At 60.3% G+C, this 23,558-nt stretch carries 23 protein-coding genes and 3 tRNA genes; 10 read left to right on the top strand and 16 right to left on the bottom strand.

Annotated features, from left to right (window positions below; translation table 11 throughout):
• Window positions 1–7: 7 nt before the first annotated feature.
• Complete coding sequence (tsaE, locus tag ACJ8IJ_RS15010; protein ID WP_025305017.1) at window positions 8–478, bottom strand: tRNA (adenosine(37)-N6)-threonylcarbamoyltransferase complex ATPase subunit type 1 TsaE; 471 nt, start codon at window positions 476–478, stop codon at window positions 8–10.
• A 10-nt stretch (window positions 479–488) separates the two neighbouring features.
• Window positions 489–2,003 (bottom strand): bifunctional ADP-dependent NAD(P)H-hydrate dehydratase/NAD(P)H-hydrate epimerase, encoded by a 1,515-nt coding sequence (nnr, locus tag ACJ8IJ_RS15005; RefSeq protein WP_131164170.1) that lies wholly within the window; start codon window positions 2,001–2,003, stop codon window positions 489–491.
• Between nnr and queG the strand changes: the two genes are divergently transcribed.
• Window positions 2,002–3,141, top strand: coding sequence for a tRNA epoxyqueuosine(34) reductase QueG (gene queG, locus ACJ8IJ_RS15000; protein ID WP_004929927.1), 1,140 nt, complete (start codon window positions 2,002–2,004; stop codon window positions 3,139–3,141). The two genes, nnr and queG, sit on opposite strands and share 2 nt — an antisense overlap.
• A gap of 311 nt (window positions 3,142–3,452) precedes the next feature.
• Here the strand turns inward: queG and ACJ8IJ_RS14995 are convergent.
• The 4 genes from ACJ8IJ_RS14995 to orn form a co-directional block, all read right to left on the bottom strand.
• Window positions 3,453–3,528 (bottom strand) — tRNA-Gly (locus tag ACJ8IJ_RS14995).
• Window positions 3,529–3,582: 54 nt separating this feature from the next.
• Window positions 3,583–3,658, bottom strand: a tRNA-Gly gene (locus tag ACJ8IJ_RS14990).
• 66 nt (window positions 3,659–3,724) lie between these two features.
• Window positions 3,725–3,800, bottom strand: a tRNA-Gly gene (locus ACJ8IJ_RS14985).
• Between the two features lie 192 nt (window positions 3,801–3,992).
• Entirely contained in the window at window positions 3,993–4,538 is a 546-nt protein-coding gene (gene orn, locus ACJ8IJ_RS14980) for an oligoribonuclease (protein ID WP_004929689.1), read from the bottom strand.
• Window positions 4,539–4,782: 244 nt separating this feature from the next.
• Here orn and rsgA point away from each other — a divergent pair, with 244 nt between their 5' ends.
• The 3 genes from rsgA to mscM all read left to right on the top strand — a co-directional run bounded on the left by rsgA (window position 4,783) and on the right by mscM (window position 10,163).
• The gene (gene rsgA, locus ACJ8IJ_RS14975) at window positions 4,783–5,832 is read left to right on the top strand and encodes a small ribosomal subunit biogenesis GTPase RsgA (protein WP_033638924.1); all 1,050 of its coding nucleotides are present in this window, start codon (window positions 4,783–4,785) and stop codon (window positions 5,830–5,832) included.
• Window positions 5,833–5,908: 76 nt separating this feature from the next.
• Window positions 5,909–6,802 carry an archaetidylserine decarboxylase gene (gene asd, locus ACJ8IJ_RS14970; protein ID WP_049188083.1) on the top strand — a complete coding sequence of 298 codons (894 nt, stop codon included), beginning with the start codon at window positions 5,909–5,911 and terminating at the stop codon, window positions 6,800–6,802.
• Window positions 6,803–6,815: 13 nt separating this feature from the next.
• Window positions 6,816–10,163, top strand: a complete 3,348-nt coding sequence (gene mscM / locus ACJ8IJ_RS14965; protein WP_154870214.1) for a miniconductance mechanosensitive channel MscM — start codon at window positions 6,816–6,818, stop codon at window positions 10,161–10,163.
• A 68-nt stretch (window positions 10,164–10,231) separates the two neighbouring features.
• Here the strand turns inward: mscM and epmA are convergent, their stop codons facing one another.
• Window positions 10,232–11,209, bottom strand: a complete 978-nt coding sequence (gene epmA, locus ACJ8IJ_RS14960) for an elongation factor P--(R)-beta-lysine ligase (RefSeq protein WP_004929681.1) — start codon at window positions 11,207–11,209, stop codon at window positions 10,232–10,234.
• Window positions 11,210–11,594: 385 nt separating this feature from the next.
• On the opposite strand from epmA, the gene frdA reads away from it, so the two are divergent.
• The 5 genes from frdA (at window position 11,595) to blc (ending at window position 15,516) form a co-directional block, all read left to right on the top strand.
• Window positions 11,595–13,391, top strand: a complete 1,797-nt coding sequence (frdA, locus tag ACJ8IJ_RS14955) for a fumarate reductase (quinol) flavoprotein subunit (RefSeq protein WP_015376381.1) — start codon at window positions 11,595–11,597, stop codon at window positions 13,389–13,391.
• Window positions 13,384–14,118, top strand: a complete 735-nt coding sequence (locus ACJ8IJ_RS14950) for a succinate dehydrogenase/fumarate reductase iron-sulfur subunit (protein ID WP_004929676.1) — start codon at window positions 13,384–13,386, stop codon at window positions 14,116–14,118. The genes frdA and ACJ8IJ_RS14950 overlap by 8 nt, the downstream gene beginning before the upstream one ends.
• 15 nt (window positions 14,119–14,133) lie before the next feature.
• Window positions 14,134–14,526 carry a fumarate reductase subunit FrdC gene (gene frdC, locus ACJ8IJ_RS14945; protein WP_004929673.1) on the top strand — a complete coding sequence of 131 codons (393 nt, stop codon included), beginning with the start codon at window positions 14,134–14,136 and terminating at the stop codon, window positions 14,524–14,526.
• 12 nt (window positions 14,527–14,538) lie between these two features.
• Complete coding sequence (gene frdD, locus ACJ8IJ_RS14940; protein WP_004929672.1) at window positions 14,539–14,898, top strand: fumarate reductase subunit FrdD; 360 nt, start codon at window positions 14,539–14,541, stop codon at window positions 14,896–14,898.
• 84 nt (window positions 14,899–14,982) lie between these two features.
• Window positions 14,983–15,516, top strand: a complete 534-nt coding sequence (gene blc, locus ACJ8IJ_RS14935) for an outer membrane lipoprotein Blc (RefSeq protein ID WP_442518761.1) — start codon at window positions 14,983–14,985, stop codon at window positions 15,514–15,516.
• Here the strand turns inward: blc and sugE are convergent.
• The 4 genes from sugE to efp form a co-directional block, all read right to left on the bottom strand.
• Window positions 15,510–15,827, bottom strand: a complete 318-nt coding sequence (gene sugE / locus ACJ8IJ_RS14930) for a quaternary ammonium compound efflux SMR transporter SugE (RefSeq protein WP_004929669.1) — start codon at window positions 15,825–15,827, stop codon at window positions 15,510–15,512. The genes blc and sugE overlap by 7 nt on opposite strands.
• Before the next feature lie 192 nt (window positions 15,828–16,019).
• On the bottom strand, window positions 16,020–16,151 hold the full coding sequence (locus ACJ8IJ_RS14925) for an entericidin A/B family lipoprotein (protein WP_004929668.1): 132 nt from the start codon (window positions 16,149–16,151) through the stop codon (window positions 16,020–16,022).
• Between the two features lie 120 nt (window positions 16,152–16,271).
• The gene (locus ACJ8IJ_RS14920; RefSeq protein WP_004929667.1) at window positions 16,272–16,403 is read right to left on the bottom strand and encodes an entericidin A/B family lipoprotein; all 132 of its coding nucleotides are present in this window, start codon (window positions 16,401–16,403) and stop codon (window positions 16,272–16,274) included.
• 70 nt (window positions 16,404–16,473) lie between these two features.
• A complete protein-coding gene (gene efp / locus ACJ8IJ_RS14915; RefSeq protein ID WP_004929666.1) occupies window positions 16,474–17,040 on the bottom strand; it encodes an elongation factor P in 567 nt (188 codons plus the stop codon).
• 42 nt (window positions 17,041–17,082) lie between these two features.
• Here efp and epmB point away from each other — a divergent pair, with 42 nt between their 5' ends.
• The gene (gene epmB, locus ACJ8IJ_RS14910; RefSeq protein WP_004929665.1) at window positions 17,083–18,111 is read left to right on the top strand and encodes an EF-P beta-lysylation protein EpmB; all 1,029 of its coding nucleotides are present in this window, start codon (window positions 17,083–17,085) and stop codon (window positions 18,109–18,111) included.
• Between the two features lie 88 nt (window positions 18,112–18,199).
• On the opposite strand, the gene ACJ8IJ_RS14905 is transcribed toward epmB, so the two are convergent.
• The 5 genes from ACJ8IJ_RS14905 to ACJ8IJ_RS14885 form a co-directional block, all read right to left on the bottom strand.
• Complete coding sequence (locus ACJ8IJ_RS14905) at window positions 18,200–18,544, bottom strand: DUF4156 domain-containing protein (RefSeq protein WP_004929664.1); 345 nt, start codon at window positions 18,542–18,544, stop codon at window positions 18,200–18,202.
• A gap of 178 nt (window positions 18,545–18,722) precedes the next feature.
• Window positions 18,723–20,330: a methyl-accepting chemotaxis protein gene (locus ACJ8IJ_RS14900; RefSeq protein WP_442518760.1), complete on the bottom strand. Its 1,608-nt coding sequence runs from the start codon at window positions 20,328–20,330 to the stop codon at window positions 18,723–18,725.
• Between the two features lie 225 nt (window positions 20,331–20,555).
• Window positions 20,556–22,202, bottom strand: a complete 1,647-nt coding sequence (gene groL / locus ACJ8IJ_RS14895) for a chaperonin GroEL (RefSeq protein ID WP_004929662.1) — start codon at window positions 22,200–22,202, stop codon at window positions 20,556–20,558.
• Window positions 22,203–22,246: 44 nt separating this feature from the next.
• On the bottom strand, window positions 22,247–22,540 hold the full coding sequence (locus ACJ8IJ_RS14890; RefSeq protein WP_004929661.1) for a co-chaperone GroES: 294 nt from the start codon (window positions 22,538–22,540) through the stop codon (window positions 22,247–22,249).
• A gap of 189 nt (window positions 22,541–22,729) precedes the next feature.
• The gene (locus tag ACJ8IJ_RS14885; protein ID WP_004929660.1) at window positions 22,730–23,218 is read right to left on the bottom strand and encodes an FxsA family protein; all 489 of its coding nucleotides are present in this window, start codon (window positions 23,216–23,218) and stop codon (window positions 22,730–22,732) included.
• Window positions 23,219–23,558: the final 340 nt, after the last annotated feature.

Below are 23,558 nucleotides of genomic sequence, written 5' to 3'. Positions count from 1 at the left end.
TGCAGCATCATCCCTGTGATCCATGAATACGGTCTAACAGCTGGCTGCCGTAAGCAGAAATCGCCTCAATCTTCGCCTCTCGCCCCTCGCCCTGATAGCTGAGGTGCAGCGCCAGGTCCGGCTCCGGCAGCACGCCGGTGCCCTGCTGCGGCCATTCGACCAGGCAGATGGCGTCTTGCGCGAAGTAATCGCGAATGCCCATGAATTCAAGCTCTTCCGGATCGGCCAAGCGATACAGATCGAAGTGATACACCGCCAGCGGCTGCAAGGCATAGGGTTCCACCAGCGTGTAGGTCGGGCTTTTGACGTTGCCCTGATGCCCCAACGCCTGCAGGAAACCACGGCTGAAGGTGGTTTTACCGGCGCCCAGGTCGCCGTAGAGATAGATGACGCTGGCGCGATCGCAGGCCTTGGCCAAAGTGGTGCCCAAAGCGACAGTCGCTGCCTCGTCCGGCAGAGGTAAAACGAGTTCTTTCATTCGATAAAGTCTATTTTGCCCACTCAGGATTAACGAAATGAAGGATGTCCGGCAGTAAATCGGTCGCCAACATGCCTCTTGTTCCTTGTCTTTCCGCTACGCGATCGCCGGCCGCGCCATGCACGACGCAGCCCGCACAGGCGGCATCATACAGCGGGAGCTTTTGCGCCAGCAAACCGCCGATGATGCCCGACAGCACATCACCCATGCCGCCGGAGGCCATGCCAGCGTTGCCGACGTCGGCGATCGCCATCTGCCCCTGCTCATCGGCGATCAGCGTACCGGCGCCTTTCAGCACCGCCACGCCGCCGTAGCGCGCCGTCAGCTTGCGCACGGCAAGTAAGCGATCACTCTCGATGTCGGCAGTGCTGCAGCTCAACAGCCGCGCCGCCTCTCCAGGATGCGGAGTCATCACGCGATTCTGCCGTTTCTCGGGATTTAATGCCAGCAAGTTCAGCGCATCGGCGTCCCACAAGGCTGGTTTATCGCTGGTTTGCAGCACGCTCAAGGCGTTTTTTCCCCACTCAGCCTGGCCCAGCCCCGGGCCAATCACCAGCACATCCGCCCATTGCATCGCCTGCCGCAGCGTCGCCTCGTCGAGCGCCTGCGCCATCAGCTCCGGCCTGGCCGCCAGCAGCGGCGCAACATGATCAATGTGAGTAAGCACTCGCACCAATCCAGCCCCGCTGCGCAGCGCCGCCTCCGCCGCCATGCGAATGGCGCCACCGAAACCGCTATCGCCGCCCACCAACAGCAGGCGGCCATGCTCGCCCTTATGCGCGCAGGGGCGGCGCGGATGCAGCCAGCGCGGCAACACCTCGGCGGTAAGCCGCTGAATCTGCTCCGGTTGCTTCGCCAACCAACCCGATAAGCCTAGCGCATTCTGATGAAGTTGCCCGACCCAGTCGCGCGCCTGGCCGGTCAGCAGCCCCGGTTTGAGGCCGATGAACGTGACGGTGTGCGCGGCACGCACCACCGCGCCTGGCGCCGCGCCGCTTTCCGCCAGCAGGCCGGACGGGATATCGAGCGCCACCACCGGCGCCGAATGGCGGTTGGCGGCCTCAATCAGCGCGTCGTAAGGCGCACGCGGCGCGCTGCCAAGGCCAGTGCCCAGCAGGCCGTCGATAATGAGCGAAACAGACGCCGGCCAGCGGCTGTTCGCCGGCAGAATGTCGCCGCCTGCAGCTTGCCAGGCCTCGCGAGCCGCTGCGGCTTCCGGTGGCAAAGGGCGTGCGCCTTCGCAGGCGATCAGCGTCACCTGCACGCCCGCCGCCTTCGCCAGGCGCGCCACCACATAGCCGTCGCCGCCGTTGTTGCCGTGGCCACACAGCACCAGCCAGTGGTCGCGGGAGGGATACGCGTTGCGCGCCAGCGCGTAGGCTGCCTGACCGGCGCGCTGCATCAAATCGTAAAGAGAAATACCGAGCGAGGCCGCCGCCGCGGGTTCCGAACGACGGATCCAATCCGCAGGCCAGACAGAGTGTGGTAAACTATCAGCGTATGCTTTTTCACTGTGGCCCGTCATGACGCACCCCCTCGATCTCCATCAACTCGCCCAACATATCAAGCAATGGGGGCAATCGCTAGGATTCCAGCAGGTTGGCATCTGCGATACCGATCTGAGCCTTGAAGAGCCGAAGCTGCAGGCCTGGCTCGACAAGCAGTACCACGGCGAGATGGAATGGATGGCGCGCCACGGCATGTTGCGCGCACGCCCTCACGAACTGTTGCCGGGCACGCTGCGAGTGATCAGCGTACGCATGAACTACCTGCCGGCCAAGGCGGCGTTCGCCAGCACCTTGCAGAATCCGCAACTGGGCTACGTCAGCCGCTACGCGCTGGGGCGTGACTATCACAAGCTGTTGCGCCAGCGCCTGAAAAAGCTGGGCGATCAGATCCAGGAATACTGCGGCGAGTTGAATTTCCGCCCCTTTGTCGATTCTGCGCCGGTGATGGAGCGCGCGCTGGCCGCCAAGGCGGGCATCGGCTGGGTTGGTAAACACTCACTAATTCTCAACCGTGAAGCCGGGTCGTGGTTTTTCCTCGGCGAGTTGCTGATCGATCTGCCGCTGCCGGTGGATCAGCCGCAGGAAGAACAGTGCGGCCGCTGCGTCGCCTGCATCACCACTTGCCCGACCGGTGCCATCGTCGCCCCCTATACCGTCGACGCCCGGCGCTGCATCTCCTACCTGACCATCGAGCTGGAAGGTGCGATCCCGGAAGAATTCCGCCCGCTGCTCGGCAACCGCATCTACGGCTGCGACGACTGCCAGCTGATCTGCCCGTGGAACCGCTTTTCGCAGCTCACCGACGAAGACGATTTCAGCCCACGCGCCGCACTGCATGCGCCGCAGCTGATCGATCTGTTCAACTGGACAGAAGAAAAATTCCTGCGCATCACCGAAGGCTCGGCGATACGCCGCATCGGCCACCTGCGCTGGTTGCGCAATATCGCCGTGGCTCTGGGCAATGCGCCTTATGAGGACGGCGTCGTGCTCGCGCTGCGCACGCGTTTGGGCCAGGACAGCATGCTGGACGAACATATCCACTGGGCGCTGGCGCAACAGCTTGCTCGCCGTGAAGCGCAGGGCATCGAGGTGCAGACGGCACAGAAAAAACGGCTGATACGGGCTGTGGAAAAAGGTTTGCCGAGGGACGCCTGACGGCGTGCGCCGCGCGGCCGTATCACCGGCATCCTTACTCTGTGGATTTGTGCATAAAAATAAAAACACGTTGTCTTTCAACTGCAACAAAAAGAGCAAGTGATCGGCATAACGTTTTGGGATAAATAAATAAGCATATAAATCAAATAGATAAATATTTAATTTGTATGACGTTGATTTTTCAGGCAGGCGAGTTTATGTGCAGAGGCTGTGGATAACTCTGTTCACAACATTTTTACCGGGCGTGTAAAACGGGACAAAAATCCGCGCCGGATAAGGCGTTGGACTTGAATTTGAAACGAAGAGAAAATTGGAGCGGGAAACGAGACTCGAACTCGCGACCCCGACCTTGGCAAGGTCGTGCTCTACCAACTGAGCTATTCCCGCATAGAGATGCTTTCGGCATCCGGTCACCAAACACTGGCGTGACCTTTGAATTTTTGGAGCGGGAAACGAGGCTCGAACTCGCGACCTCAACCTTGGCAAGGTTGCGCTCTACCAACTGAGCTATTCCCGCGTCGCATAGGTACTGCTTGATACTGCTTTATTTATTCATCATGCCGCATCGCGACATTGTTGAATTTGGAGCGGGAAACGAGACTCGAACTCGCGACCCCGACCTTGGCAAGGTCGTGCTCTACCAACTGAGCTATTCCCGCCCGGCGTATCGATGGTGGAACGTTACGAAATTCTTCATCGGTACGGGGTGCGCATTATACGAGAAATCCTTTTTGCCGCAAGCCCCTGAAAGCAAAAAAACGCGATTTTTGTTTGATTGCCGATTAAAGCGCCAGATTGGCGAATTAAGCGGCTAAAAACGGCGTTTTTTCCCCGCAGGGGCCGCCATCGCCTTAAAGCTGAATGAAATGTTCGCGGTAATAAGCCAGTTCGGCCACCGATTCGCGGATGTCATCCAGCGCCTGATGGGTGCCCTGCTTCTTAAAGCCGCCGAGAATTTCCGGCTTCCAACGGCGTGCCAGTTCCTTCAGCGTGCTGACGTCCAGGTAGCGGTAATGGAAGTAGGCCTCCAGCTCCGGCATGTAGCGGAACAGGAAACGGCGATCCTGGCCCACGCTGTTGCCGCAGATCGGCGATTTGCCGGCCGGCACCCATTGCTGCAGGAAGGCGATGGTTTCCAGCTCGGCGGCGCGATCGTCCTGGCGGCTGGCTTTCACCCGCTCCACCAGCCCGCTACCGGTATGGGTGCGCACGTTCCACTCGTCCATCAAGGCCAGCTGCTCGTCGGATTGGTGCACGGCGATCACCGGCCCTTCCGCCAGGATGTTCAGGTTGGCGTCGGTGACCAGCGTGGCGATCTCGATAATGCGGTCACGCTCGGGATCCAGCCCGGTCATCTCCAAATCGATCCAAATCAGGTTATTTTCGTTTCCTGTCATGATGTTTCCTGCCTAAAAGCCGAGAGAAAAACGCTGTGCGGACGAGACGACGGGCGCCGCCGGTGGCAACGCGCCGCAGCCGGCGGCTAACAACGGTTATTTAATATAAAATAGCGTGTATCATAGTCTTTTTGGTCGCCTTGGGCGACATATACCCTGACGGGTTCAAGGCTGCGCCGGGGGCAACTCCCCGCCGCAGCTGTGCGTATACGTAAAGGTATAAAACCGATTCAAGTGAGGCGCAGTGAGTAAGAACAAACTGTCCAAAGGCCAGCAACGCCGCGTGCAGGCGAACCATCAGCGCCGTCTGAAGCGCGCTGACAACAAACCGGAACCTGATGATTCCCAACTGGGCGAGCCGCAGGAAGGCGTCGTCATCAGCCGTTTCGGCATGCACGCCGACGTTGAGGCGCCGGATGGCACTCAGCACCGCTGCAACATCCGCCGCACGCTGCGTTCGCTGGTGACCGGCGATCGCGTGGTATGGCGCCCCGGCCTGGGCGCCCATGAAGGGGTAAAAGGCATTGTGGAAGCGGTGCACGAACGCACCTCGGTGCTGACGCGCCCGGATTTCTACGACGGCGTGAAGCCGATCGCCGCCAATATCAATCAGATCGTCATCGTGTCGGCGATCCTGCCCGAGCTGTCGCTGAACATCATCGACCGCTATCTGGTGGCCTGCGAAACGCTCGAAGTCGAGCCGCTGATCGTGCTCAACAAAATTGACCTGCTGGACGCCGAAGCGCGCAAGCTGGTCGACGGCATGATGGATATCTATCGCAAAATTGGCTACCGGGTGCTGGAAGTCTCCAGCCAAACGCGGGAAGGCATGGCGGAGTTCGAACAGGCGCTGGCCGGGCGCATCAGCATCTTTGCCGGCCAGTCGGGGGTCGGCAAATCCAGCCTGCTGAACGCGCTGCTGCCGCCGTCTGAAGAGCAAATTCTGGTAAATCAGGTTTCCGACGTCTCGGGCCTCGGGCAACATACCACCACCGCCGCGCGGCTGTACCACTTCCAGCACGGCGGCGACGTGATCGACTCCCCCGGAGTGCGCGAGTTTGGCCTGTGGCACCTGGAGCCGGAACAAATTACCCGCGGCTTTGTCGAATTCCGTGATTATTTAGGCGGTTGCAAATTCCGCGACTGCCGCCACGATACCGATCCCGGCTGCGCTATCCGCGCGGCGATGGAGAAAGGCGATATCGCGGAAGAGCGTTTCGACAACTACCACCGCATTCTGGAAAGCATGGCGCAGGTGAAGGTTCGCAAGAACTTCACGGACGCCGCAGACTGACACTGACGGGCGGGCATTGACGACGGCGGAGCCCTCGTTACAATGCGCGCCCTTTACCCTGATTCACGAGGTTAACGTGCTGGATAGCATCAAGATTAAACTGCAATATTGGCTGCCGAAGCTGGCGCTGACCCGCCTGGCGGGCTGGGGCGCCGACAAACGTGCCGGCTGGCTGACCCAACTGGTGGTCAAAACCTTCGCCCGCTACTACCGCGTGGACATGCAGGAAGCGCAAAACCCGGACCTGGCGTCTTACGCCACCTTCAACGATTTCTTCGTGCGCCCGCTGCGCGATGGCGCGCGCCCGATCATCACCGACGCCAACTGGCTGGCGCTGCCCGCCGATGGCGCCATCAGCCAGCTCGGCCCTATCCGCGAGGACCAAATCTTCCAGGCCAAAGGCCACCACTACAGCCTGGAAGCGCTGCTGGCCGGCAACTACCTGTTGGCCGAGCCGTTCCGCAACGGCCTGTTCGCCACCACCTACCTGGCGCCGCGCGACTATCACCGCGTCCACATGCCGTGCGCCGGCGTGCTGCGCGAAATGATCTATGTGCCGGGCGATCTGTTCTCGGTCAACCCGCTCACCGCCGCCAACGTGCCTAACCTGTTCGCACGCAACGAGCGCGTGATCTGCGTCTTCGACACCGACATCGGGCCGATGGTGCAAATCCTGGTCGGCGCCACCATCGTCGGCAGCATTGAAACCGTCTGGGCCGGCACCGTCACGCCGCCGCGCGAAGGCATTATCAAGCGCTGGACCTACCCGGCCGCTGGTGAAGAAGGCGCCATCACATTGGAAAAAGGCGCCGAGATGGGCCGTTTCAAACTCGGCTCCACGGTGATCAACCTGTTTACCGCAGGCAGCGTGCAGTTTGCGCCGCAGCTGCATAACGGCACCGTCACCCGCATGGGTGAAGCCTTCGCCGAAATCCCGGCCGCCGCTGAAACACCACAGACCCCGATCTAAAGGAATCGACGCCGTGCGCCTTTTCATCACGCTTTTGCTCGGTTGCCTGTTGTGGCAACCGGCGCTGGCCGCCCCCGTGCCGACCGAGACCCAGCTCAAACAGGAGCTGAAGCAGGCGGAGAGCAGCAAAAACGCGCCGAATCAGGCGGAGACCACCGAGGCGCTGCAAAGCGCCCTCAACTGGCTGACGGAGCGTAAAGAGTCGCAGACTCGCTCCGAGCAGTATCAGAGGGTGATCGACGATTTTCCGAAGATGACGCAGGAGCTGCGCCGTCAACTGGTGCTGGAAAGCAACAAGATCCTGCCGAACGGCGACGATCTGCCGGCCGCCGAGCTGGAACAGCAGATCCTGCAAACCAGCAGCTTGCTGCTGGAACAGGCGCGCCTGCTGCAGCAAGAGCAGGATCGCACGCGGGAAATCAGCGATTCGCTCGGCCAGTTGCCGCAGCAGCAGACCGACGCTCGCCGTGCGCTGACGGAAGTGCAGCGCCGCCTGCAGGCGCAGCCTGCCAACCCGACCACGCCGTACGCGCAGGCCGCCCTGGCCCTGCTGCAGGCCGAAGCCGCGGCGCGCAAAGCCAAAGTGGACGAGCTGGAGCTGGCGCAACTGTCGGCCAACAACCGGCAGGAGCTGGCGCGCATGCGCGCCGAGGTCTATAAAAAGCGCCACGAGAAAATAGACGTGCAGCTGCAGGCGCTGCGCAACAACCTCAATGCCCAGCGCCAACGCGAAGCGGAGCTGGCGCTGGAAAGAACCGAGCAGTTGGCCGAGCAGAACGGCGACTTGCCAAGAAGCATCAGCCAGCAGTTGCAGATCAACCGCGAACTGTCCGCTGCGCTGAACAGCCAGGCGCAGCGCATGGATCTGATTTCGTCGCAGCAGCGGCAGGCGGCGGCGCAGACGCTGCAGGTGCGCCAGGCGCTGAGCACCATCATCGAACAGGCCCAGTGGCTCGGCTCGTCGTCGGCGCTGGGGGAAACCCTGCGCGCCCAGGTGGCGACGCTGCCGGAAATGCCCAAGCCGCAACAGCTGGACGGCGACATGGCCCAGCTGCGCGTGCAGCGCCTGCAGTTTGAAAATCAGCTGGAAAAGCTGTCGCAGCGCGAATTCAAGCGCGACGACGGCAGCGCGCTGACCAGCCAGGAGCAACGCATCGTCGATGCCCAGCTGCGCACCCAGCGCGAGCTGCTCAACTCGTTGTTGTCCGGGTGCGACACCCAAATCCTCGAGCTGACCAAGCTGAAGGTGGCCAACACCCAGCTGATCGAAGCGTTGAACGAAATTCGCGACGCCACCCACCGCTATCTGTTCTGGGTGCCGGACGTCAATCCGATCAACTTCTCTTATCCGCTCAACGTGGCGCACGATCTGACGCGCGTCCTGTCGTTGGACACGCTGTCGCAGCTCGGCGGCGCCTTCATGATGATGGTGACCAGCCGCGAAACGCTGATCCCGATCTTCGGCGCCCTGCTGCTGGTGATTTTCAGCATCAGTTCACGCAAGCACTATCACGCCTTCCTCGAGCGCGCGAGCAGCCGCGTCGGCAAGGTGACGCAGGACGAATTCTTCCTCACGGTGCGCACCGTGTTCTGGTCGATTCTGGTGGCGATGCCACTGCCGGTGCTGTGGGCCGCGCTCGGTTACGGCCTGCAAAGCGCCTGGAACTACCCGGTGGCGGAAGCGATCGGCAAAGGGGTGACCGCCACGCTGCCGATCCTGTGGATCTGCATGATCTGCGCCGCCTTCGCCCACCCGCAGGGGCTGTTCATCGTGCACTTCCGCTGGCCGGCGAAGCAGGTTTCGCGCGCCATGCGTTACTACAAGATGTCGATCTGGCTGATCGTGCCGCTGATCATGGCGCTGATCACCTTCGATAGCCTGAAAGAACGCGAGTTCGCCAACACCCTGGGGCGGCTGTGCTTCATCCTGCTGTGTCTGGCGCTGGCGCTGGTCACCCACAGCCTGAAACGCGCCGGCATTCCGCTGTATCTGGATAAAAACGGCTCCGGCGACAACATGCTCAACAGCGCCTTCTGGGGGCTGCTGCTGTCGGCGCCGCTGCTGGCGGCGCTGGCGTCGACCGTCGGTTACCTCACCACCGCGCAGGCGCTGTTGGCGCGCCTGGAGACCTCGGTGGCGATCTGGTTCCTGTTGCTGGTCATCTACCACATCATCCGCCGCTGGATGCTGATCCAACGGCGGCGCATCGCCTTCGATCGCGCCAAACAGCGCCGCGCCGACATCCTGGCCCAGCGCGCCCGCGGCGAAGACGAAACCTCGCACACCCCGAACAGCACCGAAGGCGCCATCGATCCGGACGATTCGGACTTCGATCTGGACACCATCAGCGCCCAGTCGCTGCGGCTGGTGCGGTCGATCCTAACGCTGATCGCGCTGGTGTCGGTGATCGTGCTGTGGTCGGAGATCCACTCCGCGTTCGCCTTCCTGGAAAACATCTCGCTGTGGGACGTGACTTCGACGGTCAACGGCGTAGAGACCGCCCATCCGATCACCCTCGGCGCGGTGCTGATCGCTATTCTGGTGCTGATCATCACCATGCAGCTGGTGCGCAACCTGCCGGCGCTGCTGGAGCTGGCGGTGCTGCAGCACTTGGATCTGTCGCCGGGCACCGGCTACGCCATCACCACCATCACCAAGTACTTGCTGCTGCTGTTCGGCGCGGTGCTCAGCTTCGCCTGGATCGGCATCGAATGGTCAAAACTGCAGTGGGTGGTTACCGCACTCAGTCTGGGGTTGGGCTTCGGCATGCAGGAGATCTTCTCCAACTTCATCTCCGGCCTGATCATCCTGTTCGAGAAACCGATCCGCATCGGCGACACCGTGACGATCCGCAACCTGACCGGCACCGTCACCAAGATCAATACCCGCGCCACCACCATTTCGGACTGGGATCGCAAAGAGATCATCGTGCCGAACAAAGCGTTCATCACCGAACAGTTCGTCAACTGGTCGCTGTCGGACACCCTGACCCGTGTGGTGCTGACCGTACCGGCGCCGGGCGAAGCCAACAGCGAGGAGGTGACCAAGATCCTGATGAACGCCGCCGAGCGCTGTTCGCTGGTGCTGGATAATCCGGCGCCGGAGGTTTACCTGGTCGATCTGCAACAGGGCATCCAGATCTTCGAGATGCGTATTTACGCCGCCGAGATGGGCCACCGCATGCCGCTGCGCCACGAGATCCACCAGCTGATCCTGGCGGGCTATCGCGAGCACGGCATCACGCTGCCGTACCCGCCGTTCCAGGTGCGCACCGAGACGCTGTCGCGGTTGACCAACAACGGCCGTACGCCGCCGTCTACGCCGGCGCCGAACACCAAGCGCGACGCCGGGGGGTTGTAAGCGCTTCTCGCGATAAAAAAAGGGTCGGCAAATGCCGACCCTTTTTGCTTTTTTCACCGCCTGAAACGTCAGGCGATCCCGACCGGGAAGGCCAACACGTCGCTCAGGCTCTCGGCGCCCAGCGCCAGCATCACCAGACGATCCACGCCCAGCGCTACGCCGGAACATTCCGGCATGCCGTGCTGCAATGCCGCCAACAGGTTGTAGTCGATCGGTTGCTGCGGCAGACCGCGCTCCGCGCGTTTGCGGTTGTCCTGCTCGAAGCGCTGCTGTTGTTCACGGCCGTCGGTCAGCTCGCGGAAACCGTTCGCCAGCTCAATGCCCTTGAAGTACACCTCAAAACGCTCCGCCACGCGGTGGTCTTCGGTGCTGATCTCCGCCAACGCCGCCTGGCTGGCCGGGAAGTGGTAAACGAACGCCGGCTTTTCACGGCCGATATGCGGTTCCACGCCCACGGTGAACAGCAGCTGCAGCAGCGTATCGCGATCTTCTTCGGTATCGGCGATGTTGCTCAGATCGAGTTTGGCCGCAGCTTCGCGCAGCTGCGCCTTCTCCGCCGACAGCGGATCGATGTCCAGATGGCGCAGGAACGCTTGCTGATAGGACAGGGTCTCCGCGCTCTCGCAGTCCAGCACCTGTTGCAGCAGATCGTCCACCTCATTCATCAGGCGGTACATGTCGTAGTGCGGACGGTACCACTCCAGCATGGTGAATTCGGGGTTATGGTGCCGCCCGGCCTCTTCATTGCGGAAGCTGCGCCCCATTTGGTAGATCGGGCCGCTGCCCGCCGCCAGCAGGCGCTTCATGTGATATTCCGGGCTGGTCATCATGTATAGCGTCAGGCCCTCTGCCGCCCCCGGCCCGACGAAACGCGTCTCGAACGGGAACAGGTGAACGTCGGTGACCGTCGCCTGGCTCATGGTGGGCGTCTCAACTTCCAGCACGCCACGATCGGCGAAGAAACGCCGGATCTCAGCCAGAATCGCTGCGCGTTTCAACAAATTGGCGATGGGTGCACTAGGCTGCCAGCTTGCCGTTTCGCTCATGGTAATTAACTCCGAAATCAAACAGGGGATGCAGTCTACTCGCATCCTTGCAGCCAAACAAATTCTTCACGATGCGCAACCGGCCATAACGCCAATTTCCGATAAATAGGCGGCAAAAGCGCGTTAAAAAGGGTAAAGCACGCCGAACGCGCGAAAAGGCAGGCAAGCCTGTTGGGCAAGCGTTAATCGACAAAACAATCGATCACATCAAATTTCGACTACTTAACTTTAGGTATAGTTAATTCCCCATTATTGGTGGGAGATATCTATCCTTAACCTTTAAGCAACATTAATCGGTTCAATTAGTTAGCACCCGAAGAGTTCGCTAAATTTTAAGCATAGATATTTAACTTGCCGTTCTTAACAAGAACATTGGAGGAATGCAGTGCAAACCTTTAACGCCGATCTTGCCATTATTGGGGCCGGGGGCGCTGGTTTACGTGCAGCAATAGCCGCAGCGGAAGCCAATCCCCAACTGAAAATCGCGCTGATCTCGAAGGTCTACCCGATGCGCAGCCACACGGTCGCCGCCGAGGGGGGCTCCGCCGCCGTCACTCAGGATCACGATACCTTCGACTACCACTTCCACGACACCGTCGCCGGCGGCGACTGGCTGTGCGAGCAGGACGTGGTCGATCACTTCGTGCATCAGTGCCCGCGCGAGATGACCCAGCTCGAACAATGGGGCTGCCCGTGGAGCCGCAAACCGGACGGTTCGGTCAACGTGCGGCGTTTCGGCGGCATGAAGATCGAACGCACCTGGTTCGCCGCCGACAAGACCGGCTTCCACATGCTGCACACCCTGTTCCAGACCTCGCTGAAATACCCGCAAATTCAACGCTTCGACGAGCACTTCGTGCTGGATATCCTGGTGGATGACGGCCAGGCGCGCGGCCTGGTGGCGCTCAACATGATGGAAGGCACCCGCGTGCAGATCCGCGCCAACGCGGTGGTGATGGCCACCGGCGGCGCCGGGCGCGTTTACCGCTACAACACCAACGGCGGCATCGTCACCGGCGACGGCATGGGCATGGCGTTCCACCACGGCGTACCGCTGCGCGACATGGAGTTCGTGCAGTATCACCCGACCGGCCTGCCCGGTTCCGGCATCCTGATGACCGAGGGCTGCCGCGGCGAAGGCGGCATTCTGGTGAACAAGGATGGCTACCGCTACCTGCAAGACTACGGCATGGGCCCGGAAACCCCGCTGGGCGAGCCGAAAAACAAATACATGGAGCTGGGCCCGCGCGATAAAGTGTCGCAGGCTTTCTGGCACGAATGGCGCGCCGGCCGCACCATCGCCACCCCGCGCGGCGACGTGGTCTACCTCGATCTGCGCCATCTGGGCGAGAAAAAGCTGCTGGAGCGGCTGCCGTTCATCTGTGAACTGGCCAAAGCCTACGTCGGCGTCGATCCGGTGAAAGATCCGATCCCGGTGCGCCCTACCGCGCACTACACCATGGGCGGCATTGAAACCGACCAGAACTGCGAAACCCGCATCAAGGGGCTGTTCGCGGTCGGCGAATGTTCCTCCGTCGGCCTGCACGGCGCCAACCGTCTCGGCTCCAACTCGCTGGCGGAACTGGTGGTATTCGGCCGCGTCGCCGGTGAGCACGCGGCGCGCCGCGCGCTGGAAACCGCGCCGGCCAACGGCGCCGCGCTGGATGCGCAAACCCGCGACGTCGAAACCCGCCTGGGCAACCTGATGAAGCAGGAAGGCAACGAAAACTGGGCGAAGATCCGCGACGAAATGGGGCTGTCGATGGAAGAAGGCTGCGGCATCTACCGCACGCCGGAGCTGATGCAAAAAACCATCGATAAGCTGGCCGAGCTGAAAGAGCGCTTCAAACGCGTCAAAATCACCGACAACACCAGCGTGTTCAATACCGATCTGCTGTACACCATCGAGCTGGGCTACGGCCTGGACGTCGCCGAATGCATGGCGCACTCCGCATTTAACCGCAAAGAGTCGCGCGGCGCCCACCAGCGCCTGGACGAAGGCTGCACCGAGCGTGACGACGTCAACTTCCTCAAGCATACGCTGGCGTTCCACAACCCGCAGGGCGCGCCGCGTCTCGAATACAGCGACGTGAAAATCACCAAGCTGCCGCCGGCCAAACGCGTCTACGGCGCAGAAGCCGAAGCGCAGGAGAAAAAGAATAAGGAGCAGGCAAATGGCTGAGATGCAAACCCTGAAGATCGACGTCATGCGCTATAACCCGGAAAGTGACGCCGAGCCGCATTTCGTCACTTACGCCGTGCCTTATGATGAACAGACCTCGCTGCTTGATGCGCTGGGCTACATCAAGGATAACCTGGCGCCAGACCTCTCCTACCGCTGGTCTTGCCGCATGGCGATCTGCGGCTCCTGCGGCATGATGGTCAACCGCGTGCCGAAGCTGGCGTGCAAAACCTTCCTGCGCGACTACGTCGGCGGCATGAAGGTCGAAGCGCTGGGCAACTTCCCGATCGAGCGCGATCTGGTGGTGGACATGACCCACTTCATCGAAAGCCTGGAGGCGATCAAACCGTACATCATCGGCAACGATCGCAAACCGGAGGATGGCCCGAACGTGCAGACCCCGGCGCAGATGGCCAAATACCACCAGTTCTCCGGCTGCATCAACTGCGGCCTGTGCTACGCCGCGTGCCCGCAGTTCGGCCTCAACCCCGAGTTTATCGGCCCGGCGGCGATCACGCTGGCGCACCGCTATAACCTGGACAACCGCGACCACGGCAAGAAACAGCGCATGCCGCAGCTCAACGGCCAAAACGGCGTCTGGAGCTGCACCTTCGTCGGCTATTGCTCTGAAGTCTGCCCGAAACACGTCGATCCCGCCGCCGCCATCCAGCAGGGCAAGGTGGAGAGCGCCAAAGACTTCATGATCGCCATGCTGAAGCCGCAATAAGGGAGAAAAATTGCCATGACAACTCAACGTAAGCCCTATGTGCGCACCATGACACCCACCTGGTGGCAAAAGCTCGGCTTCTACCGTTTCTACATGCTGCGCGAAGGCACCTCGGTGCTGGCGGTGTGGTTCAGCATCGTGCTGCTCTACGGCGTGTTTGCGCTGAAGGGCGGCGCCGAGAGCTGGGCCGGCTTCGTCGGTTTCTTGCAGAATCCGCTGGTGCTGTTGATCAACGTCGTCGCCCTGCTGGCGGCGGCGCTGCATACCAAAACCTGGTTCGATCTGGCGCCGAAGGCCGCCAATATCGTGGTCAACAGCGAGAAAATGGGGCCGGGCCCCATCGTGAAAGGGCTGTGGGCCGTCACCATCGTCGTCAGCGTGGTCATCCTGGCCGTGGCCCTGATCTAATCCGGAGGAAACATGATAAATCAAGCACCTAAACGCTCCGACGAGCCGGTTTTCTGGGGATTGTTCGGCGCTGGCGGCATGTGGGGCGCGATCGTCGCGCCGGCCATCGTACTGCTGGTCGGCATTCTGCTGCCGCTGGGGCTGTTCCCCGGTGAGGCGCTGGGTTACGAGCGCGTGCTGGCGTTCTGCCAGAGCCTGATCGGCCGCCTGTTCCTGCTGCTGATGATCATTCTGCCGCTGTGGTGCGGCCTGCACCGCATCCACCATGCGATGCACGATCTGAAGATCCACGTGCCGGCCGGCAAGTGGGTGTTCTACGGTCTGGCGGCGATCCTTAGCGTGGTCACCGTCATCGGCGTCGTCACGCTGTAAACCGCTCGGGTGGCCAACGCCCGTTGGCCGCCCTTTTCTCATCGGCTACACTGTCTACTCGCCCCCGGTAAACAGGAGCCACCGATGCGTTTATGGTCAAAGCTTAGCGTCATGCTTTCCGCCCTGCTCTCCGTCGCTTGCAGCGTCTCCCCGCCTAAAGACATCAAGGTCGTGACCCCTTTCGACAGCCAGCGCTATCTCGGCACCTGGTATGAGATTGCACGTCTGAATCATCGCTTTGAACGCGGTTTACAGCAGGTGACCGCCCACTACAGCCCGCGTGCCGACGGCGGACTGAAAGTCATCAATCGCGGCTTCAATCCGCAGAAACAGCAATGGCAAGAAAGCGAAGGCAAAGCCTACTTTATCGGTTCACCGCAGGTCGCGGCGCTGAAAGTGTCGTTCTTCGGCCCCTTCTACGGCGGCTATAACGTGATTGCCCTGGACCCGGACTACCGCTATGCGCTGGTTTGCGGCCCGAACCGTGACTATCTGTGGATCCTGTCGCGCACGCCGACGCTTGACGCCGCCGTGCGCGACCGTTTATTGCAGACAGCCAAAGGCTACGGTTTCGCCACTGACAAGCTGATCTGGGTGCAGCAGTCCGCCGATCAGTGACTGCTGAACTTCAGCCCGAGGATGCCGACCACGATCAGGCACAGGCTGATGATGCGCGCGATATTGGTCGATTCCCCCAACAGCACCATGCCCATGATGGCCGCGCCCACCGCGCCGATGCCGGTCCACACCGCGTAGGCGGTGCCGGCGGGCAGCGTTTTCATGGCGTTGGCCAACAGCAACATGCTGACCACCATCGCGGCGATGGTGATAATGCTCGGCGTCAGCCGGGTAAAACCGTGGGTGTATTTCAGACCGATAGCCCAAACCACTTCGAGCAAACCGGCGATAAGCAGAATAATCCAGGCCATGAGACGGCCTCCCTACCACTGGGGTCGTCCCCGATAAAATGACGCGTAAACGGGTCGTCCCGTTCAGCGGGGTGATGAACGGCGGGTAACCTCACCCGCACTGCGGCAGGATAGCAGCAGCGTTAACGCTCAAGCAAGGGATAGAAATGTGGCGGCTCTCCGCAGCCGGAACGCCGCCGGGTGGAATGCGGATTATTCCGCGCTGCGCTGAATAGCCTTGCCGCCGGCCTGAATGTCTTCACCCACACCGCGGGTGGTATTGCAGGCGGTCAGCGAGCTCAAAATCATCAAAGAGAAGATCGCGATAATACTTTTCTTCAGCATAAGAAAGTCCTTATTTGTCGTTGATGAAAAAGTACGGCTTTCTAAGCGTAGTCAAAATTGACGGAGGGTGTGGGATCGAGACCGGCTTTGTGGCGCAAATACATCGGGTTAAAGGCGGGATCAGCTGGCCGTGCGGGAGATGGCGCCGCCGAGATGCTGAACGTCTTCGCCGAAACCGCGAAACGTATTGCAACTGCTGAGGGAGAAAAGGAACAACAGGGAGAGCACGGCCAACAGCGTTTTCTTGAACATGCGGATTTTCTGCCAACGAACGAGGATGGGATAAAACAGAGGAACCGCGGGGGTTCCTCTGTTTTGAAACTTACTTAACGCGAGAGACGTATTCGCCAGAGCGAGTGTCAACCTTGATCACTTCGCCGATCTGGACGAACAACGGCACTTTTACCACGGCGCCGGTGCTCAGGGTCGCCGGCTTGCCGCCAGTCCCTGCGGTATCGCCTTTCAGGCCAGGATCGGTATCGGTGATTTCCGCTTCGATAAAGTTCGGCGGCTGAACGGCGATTGGACGGCCATCCCACAGGGTGATGATGCACTCTGCGTTATCCTGCAGCCATTTGGCCGCGTCGCCGACGGTTTTGCCGTCAACCTGATGCTGTTCGAAAGACTCAGGGTGCATGAAGTGGTAGAACTCACCGTCGCTGTACAGGTAGTTCATGTTGGTGTCCATCACGTCTGCGCCTTCGCAAGAATCGGTAGACTTGAAGGTTTTTTCCACGCGGGTGCCGGTCAGCAGACGGCGCATTTTCACGCGTGCAAACGCCTGGCCTTTGCCCGGCTTAACGAACTCACTGGCTTCGACGGCGTAAGGTTCGCCCTCGAACATGATTTTAAGACCCGGACGGAAATCGTTGCTAGAATAAGTCGCCATGATGGCCCTCTGAATATTTGAACTGGTAGCTTAGCCAAAAAAATGGCACACATTATAACCCAAAGTACGGCACATAGAGAAGATTGGTTGCATCAACTCGCCGATGTTATTACCGATCCCGATGAATTACTGCAGCTTTTGTCACTGAATACGCACCCGGAACTGCCGCAGGGGCGCGATGCCCGCCGGCTGTTTGCCCTGCGCGTGCCGCGCGCCTTCGCTGCGCGCATGCGCCCCGGCGATGCCAACGACCCGCTGCTGCGCCAGGTGCTGACCGCCAGAGAGGAGTTCATCAACGCCCCAGGGTTCACCACCGATCCGCTCGATGAGCAGCGCAGCGTGGTGCCGGGCCTGTTGCACAAATACCGCAATCGCGCGCTGCTGCTGGTCAAAGGCGGCTGTGCGGTCAACTGCCGTTACTGCTTCCGCCGCCACTTCCCCTATCAGGATAATCAGGGCAACAAGAACAACTGGCGGCAGGCGCTGGATTATATCCGCCAACACCCGGAACTGGACGAAATCATTTTTTCCGGCGGCGATCCGCTGATGGCCAAAGACAGCGAGCTGGAGTGGCTGGTCGGCGAGCTGGAGACCATCCCGCACCTGAAACGCCTGCGCATTCACACCCGTCTGCCGGTGGTGATCCCGGCGCGCATTACGCCGGCGCTGTGCCGCCTGCTGTCGGCCTCGCGCCTGCAGGTGCTGATGGTCACGCATATCAACCACGCCAACGAAATCGACCGCGAGCTGCAGAGCGCCATGGCTCAGCTGCGCCTCGCCGGCGTCACGCTGCTCAATCAAAGCGTGCTGCTGCGCGACGTCAACGATGACGCCGACACGCTGGCCGCGCTCAGCAACGCGCTGTTCGACGCCGGCATCCTGCCCTACTACATTCACGTGCTGGACAAGGTGCAGGGCGCGGCGCACTTCATGGTCAGCGACGATGAAGCGCGCGTCATCATGCAGGCGCTGCTGAGCAAGGTGTCCGGTTATCTGGTGCCGCGCCTGACGCGTGAAGTGGGCGGCGAACCGAGCAAAACACCGATCGACCTGCGCCTGATGCAGGAGTGATGCGCGTCACATGGCCTGATGGAACGAAAAGAGGAATGCCGTGGCATTCCTCTTTTTTTATCTCTGTGCGGCGTTTGGCCTCAGCGCCTTACGGGCACTTGTAAACCTGGCCGACCATTTTGCTGTCCAGCGGCGCGAAGCTGGAGAGCAGGTTCTGGCTTGGGCTGTTGGCGCCGTAGATCACGTTGCCGCCCATTGCCGCCGCCTTGTTGCGCAGATCGTTGGCCGCACCGCGCATGGAGCTGCCCTCACCGCCGTTGCCGGACAGCCAGTTGCTCTGGGTGCCGGTCACTTCCCCCAGCAGCTGGCATTCCGCCGCCGGCTTGCTGTCGGTGAACTTGATCTGCTGACCCGCAGCGGTCAGTTCATGAGTGGTGCTGCAACCCGCCAGCAGCACCGCTGCCGAAAGACCCAGTAAGGCTTTAATCCGCATCTTGTTCCCCATTCGATGTTGAGAATTACGCAAAAGCTTATCAGAAAGCGATGCCATCTCTTAAGCATCCGTTGCCGCGCGAGCGGGCCAACGTCTTGAGCGACAGCTGATGACTAACCAGTTTACCAGCTAAATCGCCCCGGGCGGCAAAAATATCATCAAATACAGAGCGGCGGCATTATACCCAGCCGGCACCGGCCGCCGAAGCCGACGCTTCAGGCTCTCCCGCCAGTTGGAATACCGCCACCGCCTGCGCCAGCAGGGCCGCCTGCTCCTCCACGCCGACGGCGGTGGTCGCCACCTCTTCCACCAGCGCGGCATTCTGCTGGGTTACCTGATCCATCTGGGTCACCGCCACCCCGACCTGCTCAACGCCCTTGCTTTGCTCTTGCGACGCGTACGAGATGTTATCCATCAGCGACGTCACCTGGTTCACCGAGCCGACGATAGCATTCATCGTCTCACCCGCCTGTTCCACCAGTCGCACGCCGGCGGCGATATCGCCGGTGACGCCGTCGACCAGGCTGCTGATCTCCTTGGCCGAAGTCGCGCAGCGCTGCGCCAGGTTGCGCACTTCGCCGGCCACCACCGCAAAACCCCGCCCCTGCTCCCCGGCGCGCGCGGCCTCGACGGCGGCGTTCAGCGCCAGAATGTTGGTCTGGAAGGCGATGCCGTCGATCACGCTGGTAATATCCCCCACCTGACGCGCGCTGTCGTTGATCGCCCGCATCTTGTCGACCGCGCTGGCCATCAGCGTTTCGCCGTTGCGGGCAATGCCGGCGGTCTGATTGACCATCCCGGCGGCCTGGTTGGCGTTATCGGCGTTTTGCCGCACCGTAGCGGTGATCTGTTCCATGCTGGCGGCGGTTTCCGTCAGCGCGCTGGCCTGTTCTTCTGTGCGGCTGGAGAGATCGGCGTTGCCGACGGCGATCTCATGCGTGCCGTGGTTGATCGACTCCACGCCGTCACGCACCTGCTGCACGGTGGCAGTCAGCTCCTGCTGCATCGCCTGCAGGCTGGCGAACAGCATGCCAATCTCATCGTTGCTGCGCGCCACGATCTTGCTGCGCAGATCGCCACGCCCAACCTTTTGCAAGTGTTCGGCAATCTGGCGCAGCGGCAGGATCAGGCGCCGGCGGAAATCACGCTGTACGGCGACCAGCAGCAGCAGGATCGCCGCCAGGGTGCCGCTCAGCAGGCGGGCGAACACTTTCTGAGTCTGCTCCGCCTCCTCCACCGCCAGACGGTGGGCGGCCACCGTCGCCCGCATGTAGTCGGCAAACTGGCCGTCCAACCGTTGGCGCACCTGACGCTTCTCGGCCGCCATGGCGTGCAGCCGTTCAATCAACGATGCCTGCGGCGTCTCGGCCAGCAGCGTCAACTCTTGCTTCAGCACTCTCTGCTGCGCCAGGTAGACCTTTTTCATCGCCTCGCCCAGCTCCGGGCGCGATACCGTCAGGCCCGGCGTATCCCAGAACAGATTGAAAGCGACATCGGCGCCGCGCAGCTCGCCGCGCGCCTCATCAATGCCCTGCTGAATATCGGCTCTGCTGGTCTGCGCCATACGCTCGAACGCGAGGTTGTCGATCAGCGTCTGCGTTTGCAGCAAGGAACGCCAGCTGCGGTTCAGTGCCGCTTCCTCGTCGGAGAAAGTGCTCATCCTGCCGATGCTGTTGCCGTTTTGCTGCATGAAATAGAAGGCGATGGCGCCGGTTCCCATGGGCATCAAGCCCAGCAGCAACAGCATCAACATCAGCCAGGTGGCTATTTTCATATTTTTCAGCATAAGTCGTCTCCGTTGACAGTCACCCCGGCGGGGGAAAATTCCCCGCCCGGTAGGGGCTATATCGGTACGAAACGACAACGGTTTAGGGTAAAAGCAAAATAATGCAATAATTCATTCAGTGAACTAATAACACGCTAAACAAACATTCTTTTTATTGATTTTTAAGATAAAAAAAACCCCGGTCGTTTGACCGGGGTTCTCAGCACACAAGCGTGTGGGGGATGATTACATCATGCCGCCCATACCGCCCATGCCACCCATGCCGCCTGCTGCGCCCAGATCCGGTGCGTCAGCCTTCGGCAGGTCGGTGACCATGCATTCGGTGGTGATCATCAGGCCAGCCACGGAAGCCGCGTACTGCAGAGCAGAACGGGTCACTTTGGTTGGATCCAGGATACCCATCGCGATCATGTCGCCGTATTCTTCAGAGTAAGCGTTGTAGCCGTAGCTGCCTTCGCCCGCTTTCACCTGGTTGGCGATAACGGAAGCTTCTTCACCGGCGTTAACCACGATCTGACGCAGAGGGGCTTCCATTGCGCGCAGCGCAACTTTGATACCCACGTTCTGGTCTTCGTTGTCGCCTTTCAGCGCGGCAATTTTGCCTGCAACGCGGATCAGCGCGACGCCGCCGCCGGCAACCACGCCTTCTTCCACTGCAGCGCGGGTTGCGTGCAGGGCGTCTTCAACGCGGGCTTTCTTCTCTTTCATTTCAACTTCAGTCGCTGCGCCAACCTTGATAACGGCAACGCCGCCGGCCAGTTTCGCTACGCGCTCCTGCAGTTTTTCACGATCGTAGTCAGAGGTCGCTTCTTCGATCTGCTGACGGATCTGAGCAACGCGGCCCTGGATGGTCGCTTCGTCGCCCACGCCATCGATGATGATGGTGGTGTCTTTGTTGATGACAACGCGTTTCGCCTGACCCAGGTCTTCCAGGGTGGCTTTTTCCAGCTCCAGACCGATCTCTTCAGAGATAACGGTACCGGCAGTCAGGGTCGCGATGTCCTGCAGCATGGCTTTACGACGGTCGCCGAAGCCAGGCGCCTTAACGGCAGCCACTTTCACGATGCCGCGCATGGTGTTGACCACCAGGGTCGCCAGCGCTTCACCTTCTACGTCTTCAGCGATGATCAGCAGCGGTTTGCCTGCTTTGGCAACGGCTTCCAGCACCGGCAGCATTTCGCGGATGTTGGAGATCTTCTTGTCAGCCAGCAGGATGAACGGGCTTTCCAGCTCAACAGAACCGGTTTCCGGCTTGTTGATGAAGTATGGGGACAGGTAACCGCGGTCGAACTGCATACCTTCAACCACGTCCAGCTCGTCTTGCAGGCCGGTGCCTTCTTCAACGGTGATAACGCCTTCTTTGCCCACTTTCTCCATCGCTTCCGCGATCAGTTTACCCACGGTTTCGTCGGAGTTGGCGGAGATGGTGCCCACCTGAGCGATAGCTTTGGAATCGGAGCAAGGTACGGACAGTTTTTTCAGTTCTTCAACCGCAGCGACAACCGCTTTGTCGATGCCGCGCTTCAGATCCATCGGGTTCATGCCGGCAGCAACCGCTTTCAGGCCTTCGGTGATGATGGATTGAGCCAGTACGGTTGCCGTGGTGGTGCCGTCGCCCGCCGCGTCGTTCGCTTTGGAGGCCACTTCTTTCACCATCTGTGCGCCCATGTTCTCGAACTTGTCTTCCAGCTCGATTTCACGCGCAACGGAAACGCCGTCTTTGGTGATGGTCGGTGCGCCGAAAGATTTATCCAGCACTACGTTGCGGCCTTTCGGGCCCAGGGTCACTTTTACTGCATCAGCGAGAACATTCACGCCGCGGAGCATTTTCACGCGAGCGTCATTGCCGAATTTTACGTCTTTAGCTGCCATTGGTATTTCCCTTCAACTCGTTCAGTTCAGAAGATAAAGCGCAATTACGCTTCAACAATTGCCAGAATGTCGCTTTCGGACATGATCAACACTTCTTCATTGTCGATCTTCTCTGCTTTCACGCCGTAGCCGTCGTTGAAAATCACGATATCGCCAACTTTCACATCCAGCGGTTGGATGTTGCCGTTTTCCAGCACACGCCCTTTACCCACTGCAACCACTTCACCGCGAGTGGATTTACCCGCAGCAGAGCCAGTCAGGACGATGCCGCCAGCAGATTTTGATTCAACTTCTTTGCGCTTGACGATAACGCGGTCATGCAATGGACGAATACTCATTGAACGCTCTCCTGTAAGAAGGTCTCTATCAGATTTAGGGTTGTACACCGGATGGTTGTTATTACCGGCCTCGTGGCATTTGAGATGGGGGCGTTCCAGCCCCCTTCAAGGGGGCTAACGAAAAAAATTTCGCATTTTTGGTTCGGCGAGTGCCGCAGAGATGAAAAACGCGGCCTGGGCCGCGTTTGCTTAACGATCGTGAGGTTTGCGATCCTCGTCCGGGCGGTGTTCCAGCACCGGGCGCTCGTCGTCCTTGCGCTGGAATTCGCCGTCAAAGGTGTTGCCGTTGGCGGCGTCGCCGCCCGTCCAACCGCCGGGGCGATACACCGACAGATGCGGCATCAGCTTCAGCGTCAGCGATTTTTGCACCGGCGGCAGCAGCAGCAGCAGGCCGAGGAAGTCGGTGAAGAAGCCCGGAATCAGCAGCAGGAAGCCCGCCAGCACCAGCGAAACGCTTTTCACCATTTCCGCCGCCGGGCTTTCGCCGGCCGCCAGTTTTTGCTGCATCTGCACGAAGGTTTTCATGCCCTGATTGCGCACCAGCGAAATGCCGACGCAGGAGCTGAACACCACCAGCAACAGGGTGACAGCCACGCCGAGCACGGCGGCGACTTTGATAAAGATGGATATTTCTATGTAAGCCAGCAGAAATATCAGCAGTAGCGGTAACCAGCGCACCTGGTTCTCCTATCGGTAGGTAAAGCGCGGCCGCCACGGGGCGACGGCGCGAAAAAAGAGGCCGTAAACGGCCGACGCTATTACAATGAGGGCATCCCCCCACCATTTCAACCGAGAGCCGGTTTTTATTGCTAAAGTTCACAAACGTGAAAGAAGTCACAGAACCGGAAAAGGGCATATCCTTAAACACCATAAGGTGATCTGGATTCAGTCATTTCTTATCAACCAGCATATGATCTGGGCAGCAACGGGCGATTTGGTTAATCGTTTCACGCCCCAAGCCTTCGGCAATATTAATTTAGGCTGTGCCCTTTAGCCTTGACCTGACAAATTATTAATT

The organism is Serratia sp. CY40230, assembly GCF_052168835.1.
GTDB classification, from domain to species: Bacteria; Pseudomonadota; Gammaproteobacteria; order Enterobacterales; family Enterobacteriaceae; genus Serratia; species Serratia nematodiphila.
Note: the sequence above shows the minus strand (reverse complement) of the source record. Positions and strands in the feature narration are given on the sequence as shown.